The organism is Cellulomonas sp. P5_E12 (assembly GCF_054049315.1).
In genome coordinates this window covers 197,956-210,660 of the sequence record NZ_JBFUMP010000006.1, presented here as the reverse complement: position 1 = coordinate 210,660, position 12,705 = coordinate 197,956, and the positions used below count along the sequence as shown (strand labels likewise).

Sequence of the window (12,705 nt, the reverse complement as noted above, 5' to 3'; positions counted from 1 at the left end):
CGGGCAGGGCGGCCGTTAAGGATGATTAGGGCGCTACCCGACCCGCGACTCCAGGATCAGGCGCGCGAGCGCCGATGGGACCTGGTGGTCGGCCTGACCGAACTTCCTCTTCGCGATGACGACGGTCGGTATCTGCTGATCAAGACCGACTCCCGGCAACGCACCGCGGTGTTGTCTCTTCCGGCGCTCGGCGGGTTCCGGGTGCATGCGCGAAGCCATCGCGCGGTGCGCACGCTCATCAGCGGCATGACAGACCAGACACCACCGTCCGAGCAGCGCGTCCCGCTCTCGCACCTCGGGGGGCGCTGGCGCGTGCTGTGGGGAATGGTCCTGGCCAATCGCCCCTGGCTCCTGGTGCCCGGGCTCAAGTCCGCGCTCGTCGCCGCACTCGCGACCGGAGCAGTCGCCACGATCAACTCCACCGTCTGGCTCCTGGCCGGTTCGCTGTCGGGGTGGCGCTTGTGGTGGCGATGATCGTCTCCATCACGCTCGTCGCCGGCTGGCTCGTCGTCGACGGCGAGTTGTGGGACCGACCCGACGACGACTCCGCCCAAGCCCGTGAGAGATCCCGTCTCTACAACCTGTCGACCCTGGTGACGCTGACCGCCGGCGTGCTCATCGCCTATCTCGCGCTCTACGTGGTGAACCTGGCGCGGGCGCTGTTCTCCTCGACCCCGCCGTGCTGGGCGGCTATCTCGACGCGCCACGAGGCTATGCCGACTTGTTCGTGCTGACCTGGTTCGTCGCATCGGCAGCGACGGTCGGCGGCGGCCCGGGCTCGAGCCTGGAATCCGACGAGCCGATCCGAGCGGCCGCCTACTCGAAGCGAGAGGAAGAACGGCGCAACCAGATCGCGCGTGACCGAACCTAGGCGCCGAGCGCTATCGGGAGCTCGACCCGCACCAGTCACCGCGACGTTCCTTGTCGGATCGCGCACTCGACCGGGCACGCCGCAACGCGTGGGCTTTCTGTGCGCGGCGAGCCGCGCACCCCCGAGCTGAGCTGCGTCGCGACGACGGCACGCGTGCGTACTCGCTATCCGCGGCCCCCCGCGAGGCTGCGGTGGCGTTGCGCCACCCCCGCCGCGCCGTACGGATATTCGTCGATCCTGGGCGCGCTGGCGTCGGTCAGCCGTTCGAGGTCGTCGCCGGTCAGCTGCAGGTCGGCGGCCGCCATGTTGTCGACAAGCTGCTCGGTGGTGCGAGCCCCGAGGATGACGGAGGTGACTGCCGGGCGACTCGCAAGCCACGCCAGGGCGACCTGGGACATCGTCGCGTCGCGGTCGTCGGCGACCTCACGGAGGGCGTCGATGACGCGCCACGTCCGCTCGTCGGCGTTGCGCGCCTCCCAGGCCTCCATACCTCGGGCGGGGTCCTCGCCCAGCCGTGTGGCGCCGCGCGGTGGGACGTCCCGCTCGTACTTGCCCGTGAGCCAGCCGCCGGCCAACGGTGACCAGGGCAGGAGGCCGAGACCTGCGTCGAGGGCCGCGGGCACGACCTCGTGCTCAATGCCACGCACCAGCAGGTTGTACTGAGGCTGGAGCGTCACGGGTGCCGACCAGCGGTGTGCCCGAGCCACGTGGACGGCCTTCGTGAGCTGCCACCCAAGGTAGTTGGAGAACCCGTAGTACGAGATCTTCCCGGCGGCCACGGCCGAGTCAAGGAACCCGAAAGTCTCCTCGACCGGGGTGAGCGCGTCCCAGGCGTGCATCTGGTACAGGTCGATGTGCTCGACGCCGAGCCGGCGCAGGGAGGCGTTCAGCGCGTCCCGAAGGTGGCGCCGGGACAAGCCGACGTCGTTCGGGCCGTCGCCCATGGGAAACCGCCCCTTGGTCGCCACGACCAGCTGCCGGGCGTCCGTCGGGTGGGAGGCGAGCCAGCGCCCAAGGATCTCCTCTGAGCCCCCGCGGGAGTAGACGTCGGCGGTGTCGACGAACGTGCCGCCGCGCTCGACGAAAGTCGTGAGGATCTGGCCCGACACCGTCTCGTCCGCCTCGGCGCCGAACGTCATCGTGCCGAGGCATTGGGTGGATACGACCGTGCCGCTCGTGCCAAGAGTGCGGTACTGCATGATCGAGCCTCCTGCTTGTCGATTGCGTCGAGGACATCACGCAGCGAGCGTGCTCGCCACTGCGCCCGGACCAACAGGCGCCGCRGCCGCTCGCCTCACGGCGACGGGTAGGCACAAGGGACAAGCAAGGCGCCGACGGTTGAGCGAAAGCGGTCATCCCTCGACGCGAGAACGACTCCAGCGGCTGGCGGCGGGGGCGCGGCTTCGGCTCGCCCGCACAGGGCGTCCAGGTTCACCCGTCGGCGCTCTCGCCACCGGAGCGCCCCCGCCGTCGTCCGTCAGGCGACCGCGTCCGCCTCCGCGGTGATCTGGGTTGCGTCACCCGCTGGTCACGTTCCTCCTCAGCGACGAGGCCTCCTCCATCACCGGAGCCGAGATCCCCGTCGATGGAGGGTTGACGGCACACGGCGGCGTGAAGTCGATCAGCGACGTCATGCGAAGCGCGGTGTGACCGACGCCAATCGCCTCGACGGTGGATGGTCCTCCGCACTCCCCCGTGCCCGCTAGATCGCTCGGCCGGGCGGGTCAGCATCGCGTCTTGGGGTTGCCGTCGCACACCTGCTCGTGACGACGATCCACGGGAGGACGCAAGAAGGACCACATCGATCTTGATGCTGCGACAACAGCCAGCCCAGAGCAGGTCGCCGCTGTGCTCGGCACCTCCGGGTGGTGGGTCCGCGAGCAGGTGCGGCTGGGTCGCTTCGAACACCTGCGCGTCGGCGGTCGACGCATCCGATTCACCGCGCGACAGGTCGAGCGGCTCGTCGAGCTCGCGACGGTGACGTCGCAATCCCCCTCGCCTCGAGTCGCGATCGAGGACGACGTCGCCGAGGTGCTCGGAGCGTCGCGACGATCGCACTCAGCGTCAGCCCGATCCCCAGAGAACTAGCGCCGAACGGACCAGGGTCACCTTTCCCCGCGGGGACAACGGCGAACAATCGAGACCAACGAAGACCAACACGAACCGAAGAAACCGCAGGTCACGGCCGCGGCACGGTCGCCCTCGTGTCCGATTCGGCCGTCTGGTGGGGTTCGATTCCCACTCGGGGCACACGTCTGACCTGGTCATACGCTTCGGCGTGTCATATACGTGTCATAGGCGACCGTACGTCGATCACTGCCGCTGGTCGACGTGGGCGATACACAGCCGTTCGCGACGCGGCGAGGCACGTGCGCGAAGATCGTCGTTCTGGTCCGGACGGGTGGGCCGCCACTGACGATGGCGCGCGAGCGAGCCGTCGTCAGCGCGACCATCGCTTCGGCACCTGCGGGCCGAACTCCTACAGCGAGGCGCCGGCTCGACCGGGATCGCCCCGTCGTGCGACAGCTCGAGGGCGCGTATCCACATCCCAGCGGCCCCGACCGTCCCGGTACACCAGGTTCGAGGTCGTGGGAAGGAGCATCATCACCCGACCGCTATGGGCTGATTTGTCCGGTTCGGCGTATATTCGTCGTGCCGTTCGGATACCTCAGAAAGGAAGCCCAATGTCGCGCTTGTATCGTCTCCTCGCCCTACCCGCCGCTGCCGGTCTGCTGTTCGTCGGTTCCTCGATGGCCAGTGCCGGTGAGATCAACGGCAACGGCCAGCCGTCTGGCGCTGAAGGCCTCGGCACCCTGCACGCAAACTCGGAGTGCTCCTTCTCCGGCCTCGAGGACGGGGGCGACTATCCCGGCCAGCCTGCCGGTCCGGGTGCCACGCCGCAGTCGTTCGGCCACACGCTCGCAGCGGTCAAGGCCGGTCTTCTCGGTCCCGACTTCACCAGCATCGCCGACATCAAAGCTGCGGGCTTCAACCCGGGCGTCGCCTGCAACGGCCACCTCTCCGGCCGCAAGTAGCCGATGCCCAAGCTCCACGCACCTACTCGGACACCGGCACGGGCGCCCGCCGCTGGGCCACGCTGATCGAGTCCGCGCCCAGGGGATGACCACCGCATCACCGACAGCTCGAGCAGCGGGGACAACCCGTGGGGACACGGCGAGACACCATCGAAGGTCAGAGGCGTAACCCGAGTGGGATATGGACCCACAGACGGGGATAGACGATGCACTCGACGGTCGTGATCGACCCGACACGGCAGTCACGCGGCCGCGTACCCGCGCGGCGAGGCTCAGGCGGACGCTGGTTCGAGTCCAGTCGGGGGAGCCAGTATCACCGCATGTCCCTTCGAGGGGCCTTCGTGCTGTCGTGCCCAAGACGTGCCCGATCAGAACGTCACGATGGTTCCAGCGTGTGAACGGCCGATGCCGTTCGCGAGCGTTCGCCGTGCGGCCGGGGTGCGCTCGCTCGACGACGGCAGGGGGGTCACTCCTCCCACGACGCAGGTCGTCGCCGGCGGGGCGCACATGTGAGTGGTCGGTGAGTCAGTCGATCAGGCACCCGCCGCGGTGCTTGCCAGTTCTGGTTGTGGGTATCGCCTGGCAAGCATGCCCGCGATGGGATGCAGCACGGCTAGACCGATGATCAATAGTGCGATGCCCGCGAGGATCTGGAACCCGCGTTCCTCGGCCTCGAACCCGACGTCCCCGGGCGAGGCAAGGAAAAGCACCAGCGAGAACGTGTACAGGCCGTACATCAGCCAGTACGTCGCGCGCTGCATCACCGCGAGAAGGAACGCGACAACGGCGAGCGTGGCCTGGGCCCACGGGGGCAGGCCGAGGATGGCTACGACCACGGCGGCAGCCGCGCCGACAGCCGTGCCGAGCGCCTTCTCCCGAATACGCTCGCGGTGTCCCATGAGCAGGTACATGACAAGGACGAGGATCGGCTCGGGCACCCAATACGGCTCGGTCCACGACAGAGCAACCCCGAGAGCTGCGGCGCCACCCAGGGCCGCGCCGAAGCAGAGCGCGATGATGGCGGTGACCGGCAGCGAGTATCGGTCGCCCTCGACCACCGCCGGCGCACCGAAACGGCGCATGATCACGACGCCGTATGCGGTGCCGACCGCGACGATTGCTCCGAAGGTGACGGCGGTCGTAGCGGTGTGCACAGGCGTCACGAAGGTGGCGGCGTAGGGAACCATCAGCAGCGGGGCGAACCAGCCGAACCGGTACCCCACACCGGCGAGGACGCCGGTCGCCGTCAGCAGAGCAACCCACCACCAGCCGTACGCGGTGTACGCGCCCAGCCCGGCCGCGACCCCGACCAAGGGCGTCACGTAAACCATCCGGCGTGTGCCCGCGAGCTTGGCCCCCACCGCGCCCCACACCACGCCCGTGAACAACGCCGACACGCCCAACTCGCCCACCAACGCACCGACCAGCACGGCAGGAAGAACTACCCCGACAATCAGCGCCCCAAGGAGATGGAGCAGCCGGTGGCTACCTGACGGCTCATGCGGCGACGGCGCCGCGAGGTCACCCGGCTGCCTGTCTCCGGGGTCGACACCCTCGGCACGGCTCATCCCCACAACCCATCGGAAGAGTCCCCGATGACTACCCTATTCGCCGATCACCCACGCCAACCCGTGTCTTGCTGCCAAAGGCGCACACCTGCTGACGGCACAAGGCTGCCGACCAGGACTGAGAGCGACATCCGCCTGTCCCCCGCGGGGGCATCAACCGATCGAGACCAACGAACGCCAACACAGAGCAACGAAGCCGCAGGCCAGGGCCACGGCCGCTTCGCCGGTGTATCCGTTTCGCCCGTGTGGCGGGGTTCGAATCCCACTCGGGGCACATGGCAATGCCCACCCCATCGACCTCGGTTCGAACGACCGGGGCGGCCGCTCCACGCCTCGGGCTGACTGCACTAAGAGGTTGATGGCATCAGGCGGGGCCCGCCCGTCGGATCGGACTTCGTGGGCCTGAGGTCGTTGGGACCCGCGTTCATCCGCTCGAGCTCGTTTCGCCCAGCAACGGGACGGGCACCGAGGGGCCGCCTCCTACGATGAACCATGGCGTCCCCACCGACAACGCAGTCCTGTGGCGCACGTTCGGCGGAAAGCCAACGATGAACATCGCCAACCTGAACCTGAATCTTCTGACTGCGCTGGACGCGTTGCTGCGCGAGCGCAGCGTCACCAACGCGGCTGCGAAACTCGGGCTGAGCCAGCCGGCACTGAGTGCATCACTCGCCCGGCTGCGCCGGCACTTCGACGACCCGTTGCTCGTGCGGGTCGGAAACGCCCACGAACTCACGCCGTTCGCTGAGCAGCTGCGAGAGCGGACCGGAGCGGCCATGGCGTCGGTGCAGCGCGTCTTCTCCGTCGCACCCACCTTCCAACCGTCACGATCGGATCGGGCGTTCAGTGTGCTTGTCGCCGACTACGCACTCAGCGTGATCGGCACGGCGGTCAGCCAGATCATCGCTGAGCGCGCGCCCGGAATTCGTGTCGAGTTCCACCCGCACACCCCCCAACTGATCGAAAAAGCGGAAGAAGTGCTCCGGGATGCCGACGCGATGATCTTGCCCCGGGGCTTCCTGTCGGGTCTGCCCCACCTCGACCTGTTCACCGACACGTGGGTATGCATCGTCGACGCCGACCATCCAACAGTCGGCGAGGAGGTCACGTTGGCCGACCTTGCTCGCCTCCCCTGGGTCGTCAGCTACCGCTCGTCGTCAGCATTCACTCCCCCGATGCGCCAGCTCGAGAACCTCGGGGTCGACGTCCACGTCCAGATAGTCGTCGAGAGCTTCTTGGCCATCCCTCAGTTCCTCGTGGGAACCGATCGCATTGCGTTGGTCCAGAAGCGTCTCGTTCCACATCTGTTGCGGGGACATCAACTACGAACAGTGCCGTGCCCCCTTGAAGTCATCCCGCTCGTCGAGGCGCTGTGGTGGCATCCCTCGCAGCAGCTCGAGCCGGGGCACACCTGGTTGAGGTCAGTGATTCTCGAGGCCGCGCACGGCCTCGATCCGTCCTGACGGCCGCACCTCTTCGAAGACTCTGGCCAGCAGCTCGGGGCCGAGTGCCGTGGACGGGTCGTCGAAGAGTCGCTCGATCGGGAGGTCGCCGATCATCGTCAGGATGACCGGGTTGGACAGGAAGCCCGCCGTCGAACCTGCCGGATCGACCGCGGCGGCCAGCCGAAGCAGCGCCGGTCCTGCGTCCGGATCCGTGAGCCATTCTCGCAGCGTCGAGCGAGGGGTCAGCCTCGTCGCAGGGCCGGATGCCACCCTGCTGACGTCGCTCTGTAGCCGGATGTCCCGCGAGGAGGCACCGACCTCGATCGTGTACGTGCCGGCATCGACGACCCAGCCGTCTCGGAGGTCGTCCCAACGAGCGAACTCACGAGGCACGACCGTGGTCCGGACTCGCGTAGAACCGCCGGCGTCGAGCTCGACCTTGCCGAAGCCGGCGAGCGTCCGGACCGGCCGTTGGGCCACTCCCCGCTCGGGCTTCAGGTAGACCTGCCAGACCTCGGCGCCCGCCACGGCACCGACGTTGCGGACCGTGAACTCGACGACCACGTCACCGGAAGGAGCACCGTCGCCGACCACCTCGATGTCCTCGTAGGCGAATCTGGTGTAGCTGAGCCCGTGACCGAACGGGAAGGCGACGTCGCGCTCGGCGTGGTCGTACCCGCGGTAGCCGACGAACACGCMCTCGCCGTGGAAGACGCGTCCCCCGTCGCCAGGGAAGGACGGGAACGCGGGTGTGTCTGCCAGGCGAAGGGGGATCGTCTCGGTGAGGCGTCCGGACGGGTTGACCACTCCGGTCAGCACCTGAGCGATGGCCGTACCGCCGCCCTGTCCCGGAAGCCACGCCTCCACGAGTGCGCCGACGTCGGCCGACCAGGGCGATGTCAGGACGATCCCCCCGTTGTCCAGGACGACCACTGTTCGCGCATTGACCGCCACAACTCGCGCGAGCAAGGTGCACTGCTCGGGCGGAAGCTCGAGGGAGGCGCGGTCGTATCCCTCGGACTCCGATCCCTCGCCGGGACCGAGGAAGACCACGGCGACGTCGGACTCCTGGGCGATGCGGACGGCCTCGTTCGCGAGGGCCTCCCGCTCGGTCGGGTCCGAGGAGTACCCGACCGAGAACTCCACCGGGCGGTCGAGCGCTGCACGGAGAGCGGCCAGTGGCGTGTCCGTCTGTGTGGCTGACGCGCTCGCGCTTCCGCCGCCCTGGATGTGCGGGGTTCGCGCGAGCTCACCGATCACCGCTACCTGGCCGCCGGTCGTTCTCAGCGGCAGGAGATCGTCGTTCTTCAGCAGGACGATCGATGCGGCGGAGGCGGTCACCGCGAGCTCGTGGTGCTCCTCGAGATCGGCCGGCGCCCCCGCCGGTGCGCCCCAGGTTCGGGCCAGGCGACGGAGCCGTTCGGCTGAGTCGACGACGACGGAGGCGTCCAGGTCACCGCGGGTGACGGCGGCGAGGATCTGCCGGCGGGAAGCGTCTGCGGGTCCGGGCATCTCGAGGTCCAGGCCTGCACGGAGTGCCTCGACTCGGTCGTCGACCGCACCCCAGTCGGACACGATCGCACCGTCGAAGCCCCACTCATCGCGGAGGACCTCCGTCAGCAGACGGTGATCCTGCGTCACGTAGGTTCCGTTGACGCGGTTGTACGACGCCATCACCATCGCCGGGCAAGCGGTCGAGACGATGTGCTCGAACGCCGCGAGGTAGATCTCCCGCAGCGCCCGCTCACTGACCTCGGCGCTGACCCTCATGCGGTCGGTCTCCTGGCTGTTGACCGCGAAGTGCTTGACGCACGCGCCGACTCCCGCCGACTGGACCCCCGTGACGAACCCTGCCCCGATCCGACCCGTGAGGAACGGGTCTTCCGAGTAGTACTCAAAGCCTCGCCCACCCAGCGGGGACCGCTTGATGTTGATGCTGGGACCCAGCAGGACGTCGGCACCCGCGGCCCGGGCCTCGCGCCCGATTGCGGCGGCCACCCGGGAGACCAGCTCGACGTCCCACGTCGCGGCCAGCGCGACCGGAGCCGGAAAGCAGGTGGCAGGTACCTTCCCGGACCAGTCAGGCAAGTTCATCGCGAGCCCGTTCGGGCCGTCGCTCAGGGTGAGCGCACGCACGTCGTTGTCCGGTCGCGTGTGCGACATGTCGGCGCCGCTGAGCAACGCTGCGTGCCGAACGAGATCGCCGTCGGTCGGAGTCGTCTCGGTCATGCGGTCACTCCCAGCTCAGCCATCTCGAGACGGTCCTCCGGACTGTGGATGTTCCACAGCCGCGGCATTGCGGGATCGTCGGCAGCTGCGCGGTAAGGCGTCTGGAACGTGTGCGAGCCGCGACCGACGCGGACGGTGCGCAAGGCGCCCGGCAAGTCGACGTCCGCCTCGACCCCGAACGGCACGTCGACCTGGACGACGAGAGTGGCCCCGTCCCTGCGCCACGCGCAGGTGATCATCCCGTGGGGCGAGAGATGGGCGGCCGACGCATACGTCAGCCCACCGCCGGGGAGTGGCGCGATCCTGACCCGCTCGTATCCCGGAGCGGCCGGAGCGAGCCCCGCGACCGTCCGATGCAGGAAGTCGACGACAGCGCCGAGCGCGTAGTGGTTGAACGACGTCATCTCACCCGGGTTGACGGAGCCGTCGGGGAGCATGCTGTCCCAGCGCTCCCAGATCGTCGTCGCACCCATCGTCACGGGGAACAACCACGACGGACTCTTCGTCTGCAGGAGCAGGTGGTAGGCGGTGTCGACCGAACCCGTCGCGACGAGTGCGTCGCAGACGAGCGGCGTACCGATGAACCCGGTTCGGATGAGATGGTCACCCTCCCGCACGAGGTCCGCGAGGCGCTTGCCGGCCGCCGCCCTCTGGTCGGCCGTCGGTAGCAGGTCGAAGCAGATGGCGAGCGACAGCGCGGTGACGGTGTCGCTCACGACGCGGCCCGACTGCGTGACGTACTCGTCGCGGAAGGCCCGGCGCGCACGCTCGGCGATGGCGTCATACCGCTGCGCGAGCGACGGTCGGTCGAGGACGTCGCACGCTCGAGCGGTGAGGCCGGCCGTGTGCGCGTGGTAGGCGGTGGCAACGAGGTAGGGATCTGTCGCGGAGTCTCCGGGTCGGTCTGGCGGTGCCTGCGGGTCGAGCCAGTCACCGAGCTGGAACCCGCCAGCCCACAGACCGGTGCCCCCGGTGAGCCCGTCGACCTGGTCGACCCAGGCGGTCATGCTCGGCAGCTGCTCCTCGAGGAGGCCCAGGTCACCGGTCCGCTCGTAGAGCGTCCACGGGACGAGGACCGCAGCATCGCCCCACCCGGCGGCGGGATCAGCCGGGAACCCGCAATCGAGCCACGGGTGGAAGTTCCGGACCGAACCGAAGTCCCTCTGCTCGGCCGCGAGATCGCGGAGCCAGCTTCGAAGCACGCCGGTGCTCTCGTACAGGAAGGTCGCCGCGGGCGCGAAGGCTTGGATGTCGCCGGTCCAGCCCAGCCRTTCGTCTCGTTGGGGGCAGTCCGTGGGGAGATCGACGAAGTTGTCGCGCATGCTCCAGACCACGTTCTCGTGAAACTTGTCGAGCAGGGGGTTCGAGCTGCTGAACCACCCAGCGCGGCGCATGTCGGAATGGATGACTCGGGCCACGACATCGATCTCCTGGCCTTCGGGCCACCCGTCGATCTCCGCGTAGCGGAAGCCGTGCACCGTGAAGCGCGGTTCCCAGGTCTCCGGGCCTTCACCGCAGAACGTGTAGTGGTCGATCGAGATTGCCGTCCGCAGCGGCCGCACGCAGAGCTCGTCGTTCTCGAGCACCTCCGCGTGGCGAACGGTGAGCTCGTGACCGCGAGGGGCGGTAGCCGTCAGCCGCACGCGACCGGAGATGTTCTGACCGAAGTCCAGGCGTACGCGGCCGCCCGGACGCCGCTCCACGGTCACCGGCGCGAGCTGCTCGACAGGCCGGATCGGCGGACCCGCAGGCCCCTCGATCTCCGCCGAGAACGCGCCACGCGACAAGCATGTCGTCGGCGCCCAGTCGCTCTGGTCGAAACCCACCCGACCCCAGCCATGCGGGTGGAGCCGAGCATCGTGGGACTCGCCCTCGTACAACCCGGTGGCGGTGATCGCTGACAAAGCCGTCCGCCAGTCCAGAGGAAGCCGCTCGAGGCGCCCGTCCTCGTGGAGGAGCTCGAGCTGGACCATGACCGCGACGTCATCGCCGTACACGTCCCACAGGCCGCCGTTGAAGCCGAGTCGTCCGCGGTACCACCCATCCGCGAGCCAGATCCCCAGCACGTTGCGTCCAGCGGTGATCAGGTCGTCCAGGTCGAAGGTCTGGGCCCGAAGTCGGTGCCGAAAGCTGGTCCAGCCCGGCGACAGAACCGCGTCGTCGGCGGGTGAGCCGTTCACCTCGAGGTCGTAGACACCGTGCGCGGCGACGTACGCACGCGCTCGTCGCACGGTCGCCGGAACGTCGAACTCGGCTCGCAGGAGATGTGCCGGGCGCGCTTCCGTCCGAGCCGCAGAGATCGACGGTGACACGAAGTCGACGGCCCAATCGGCAGCGTCCAGGCCGCGCTCGACGGGCGTCGGCTCCGACCACGCGCTCGACGCGCCGTCGTCGAAGAGTGCGCGCACGCGAACGGATGCGCGTTCGCGCGATCGCAGCGGCGGCCCGGGCCAGGCGACGAGTACCGACGACGCTCCGTCGATGCGGGTGCGTCTCGTCGTGCTGCAGTCCCGGGCGATCTCGAGCTCGTAGGCGATCGGATCTGCTCCCGGCCCCCCGCTCAGCCTCCAGCTGAGACGCGGCTCGGACTCGGAGATGCCGATCGCTCGATCGAGATGCTCGATCCGGACGGCGTCGACCGTGGTGGTCACCCCTTCACCGACCCAGCGGTGAGGCCCGTCATCATGCGCTGGTTGAGGAAGAGGTAGATCAGCAGGGTGCCGAAGACGTTCAGGCAGATTGCGGCCATGGTGGGGCCGTACTCGACCTGGCCGAACTGACCCTGGAAGCTCAGCAGCCCGACCTGGATGGTCCGCAGATCGTCCCGGTTGGTGAACGTCAACGCGATGAGCAGGTCGTTCCAGATGAAGAAGAACTGCACCAGGGCGACCGTGAAGACCGCGTTCCGGACGAGGGGCACCCCGACCGTGAAGAACGAGCGCAGCATGCTGGCCCCGTCGAGCGTTGCTGCCTCGAACACCTCACGAGGCACGGCGCGGAAGTAGGTCGCCATCATGAAGACCGTGAGCGGCAGGCCGATTGCCGTGTAGGTGATCACCAGCGGCCAGAGCGAACCCGTCAGACCGGTCTTGAAATAGATGGTGAACAACGGCAGCAGAATCATCTGACCTGGGACCATGATGCCGGCCAAGAAGAGCAACAGCACCGTGCCGCGCCCCTTCCACACCATGACCTCGAGCGCAAAGCCCGCGGCAACGCCGAGCGCGAGCGTGAGGAACAGGGACGGCACGACCGCGATAATGCTGTTCTTGGCGTACGTGCCGAGATTTCCTTCGGTGATCGCACGCGTGTAGTTGTCGAAGTTCAACCAGTTCTCGGGCAGCGCGAATGCCGCATTGTTCAAGAACTCGGACTGTGTCTTGAGCGACCCCAGCACGAGCCACACGAGCGGGAAGACGACAACGACGATGAGGATCGCCGAGACGATGCCGACGCCGACGGATCGGATCCGGCGCTTCTTCGGGGCGCGGCGACGCTGTTCGACGCGCGGCGGGGCCAAGGGCGGCGAGGTGGTGGGTGCGGGAGCGAGGGACATG

General features: G+C 68.3%; 9 protein-coding genes. 4 read left to right on the top strand and 5 right to left on the bottom strand.

What is annotated here, in order from left to right:
* The first annotated feature begins 84 nt into the window (after window positions 1–84).
* Together ACXJKA_RS07360 and ACXJKA_RS07355 are read left to right on the top strand one after the other, a co-directional pair.
* A complete protein-coding gene (locus ACXJKA_RS07360) occupies window positions 85–474 on the top strand; it encodes a hypothetical protein (RefSeq protein ID WP_456824537.1) in 390 nt (129 codons plus the stop codon).
* A complete protein-coding gene (locus ACXJKA_RS07355) occupies window positions 453–734 on the top strand; it encodes a hypothetical protein (protein ID WP_456824536.1) in 282 nt (93 codons plus the stop codon). Before ACXJKA_RS07360 ends, ACXJKA_RS07355 begins: the two co-directional genes overlap by 22 nt.
* Before the next feature lie 301 nt (window positions 735–1,035).
* Here ACXJKA_RS07355 and ACXJKA_RS07350 read toward each other — a convergent pair whose 3' ends face one another.
* The gene (locus ACXJKA_RS07350) at window positions 1,036–2,070 is read right to left on the bottom strand and encodes an aldo/keto reductase (RefSeq protein ID WP_456824535.1); all 1,035 of its coding nucleotides are present in this window, start codon (window positions 2,068–2,070) and stop codon (window positions 1,036–1,038) included.
* Between the two features lie 1,485 nt (window positions 2,071–3,555).
* Here ACXJKA_RS07350 and ACXJKA_RS07345 point away from each other — a divergent pair.
* Window positions 3,556–3,906, top strand: coding sequence for a hypothetical protein (locus tag ACXJKA_RS07345; RefSeq protein ID WP_456824534.1), 351 nt, complete (start codon window positions 3,556–3,558; stop codon window positions 3,904–3,906).
* 533 nt (window positions 3,907–4,439) lie between these two features.
* Here ACXJKA_RS07345 and ACXJKA_RS07340 read toward each other — a convergent pair.
* A complete protein-coding gene (locus ACXJKA_RS07340) occupies window positions 4,440–5,474 on the bottom strand; it encodes an FUSC family protein (RefSeq protein ID WP_456824533.1) in 1,035 nt (344 codons plus the stop codon).
* 485 nt (window positions 5,475–5,959) lie between these two features.
* Between ACXJKA_RS07340 and ACXJKA_RS07335 the strand changes: the two genes are divergently transcribed.
* Entirely contained in the window at window positions 5,960–6,937 is a 978-nt protein-coding gene (locus ACXJKA_RS07335; RefSeq protein WP_456824532.1) for a LysR family transcriptional regulator, read from the top strand.
* Here the strand turns inward: ACXJKA_RS07335 and ACXJKA_RS07330 are convergent.
* Genes ACXJKA_RS07330 through ACXJKA_RS07320 form a run of 3 tightly spaced genes read right to left on the bottom strand, consistent with a single transcriptional unit; the run spans window position 6,896 to window position 12,704 of the window.
* Window positions 6,896–9,148 carry a glycoside hydrolase family 3 C-terminal domain-containing protein gene (locus ACXJKA_RS07330; RefSeq protein ID WP_456824531.1) on the bottom strand — a complete coding sequence of 751 codons (2,253 nt, stop codon included), beginning with the start codon at window positions 9,146–9,148 and terminating at the stop codon, window positions 6,896–6,898. The genes ACXJKA_RS07335 and ACXJKA_RS07330 overlap by 42 nt on opposite strands.
* The gene (locus ACXJKA_RS07325) at window positions 9,145–11,799 is read right to left on the bottom strand and encodes a family 78 glycoside hydrolase catalytic domain (protein WP_456824530.1); all 2,655 of its coding nucleotides are present in this window, start codon (window positions 11,797–11,799) and stop codon (window positions 9,145–9,147) included. Before ACXJKA_RS07325 ends, ACXJKA_RS07330 begins: the two co-directional genes overlap by 4 nt.
* Window positions 11,796–12,704 (bottom strand): carbohydrate ABC transporter permease, encoded by a 909-nt coding sequence (locus tag ACXJKA_RS07320; protein ID WP_456824529.1) that lies wholly within the window; start codon window positions 12,702–12,704, stop codon window positions 11,796–11,798. The genes ACXJKA_RS07325 and ACXJKA_RS07320 overlap by 4 nt, the downstream gene beginning before the upstream one ends.
* Window position 12,705 lies beyond the last annotated feature (1 nt).

Excerpts from the sequence above, each read along its gene's own strand:
- ACXJKA_RS07350 (WP_456824535.1), bottom strand. The coding sequence starts at position 2,070 with ATGCAGTACCGCACTCTTGGCACGAGCGGCACGGTCGTATCCACCCAA.
- ACXJKA_RS07345 (WP_456824534.1), top strand. The coding sequence starts at position 3,556 with ATGTCGCGCTTGTATCGTCTCCTCGCCCTACCCGCCGCTGCCGGTCTG.
- ACXJKA_RS07340 (WP_456824533.1), bottom strand. The coding sequence starts at position 5,474 with ATGAGCCGTGCCGAGGGTGTCGACCCCGGAGACAGGCAGCCGGGTGAC.
- ACXJKA_RS07335 (WP_456824532.1), top strand. The coding sequence starts at position 5,960 with ATGAACCATGGCGTCCCCACCGACAACGCAGTCCTGTGGCGCACGTTC.
- ACXJKA_RS07320 (WP_456824529.1), bottom strand. The coding sequence starts at position 12,704 with ATGTCCCTCGCTCCCGCACCCACCACCTCGCCGCCCTTGGCCCCGCCG.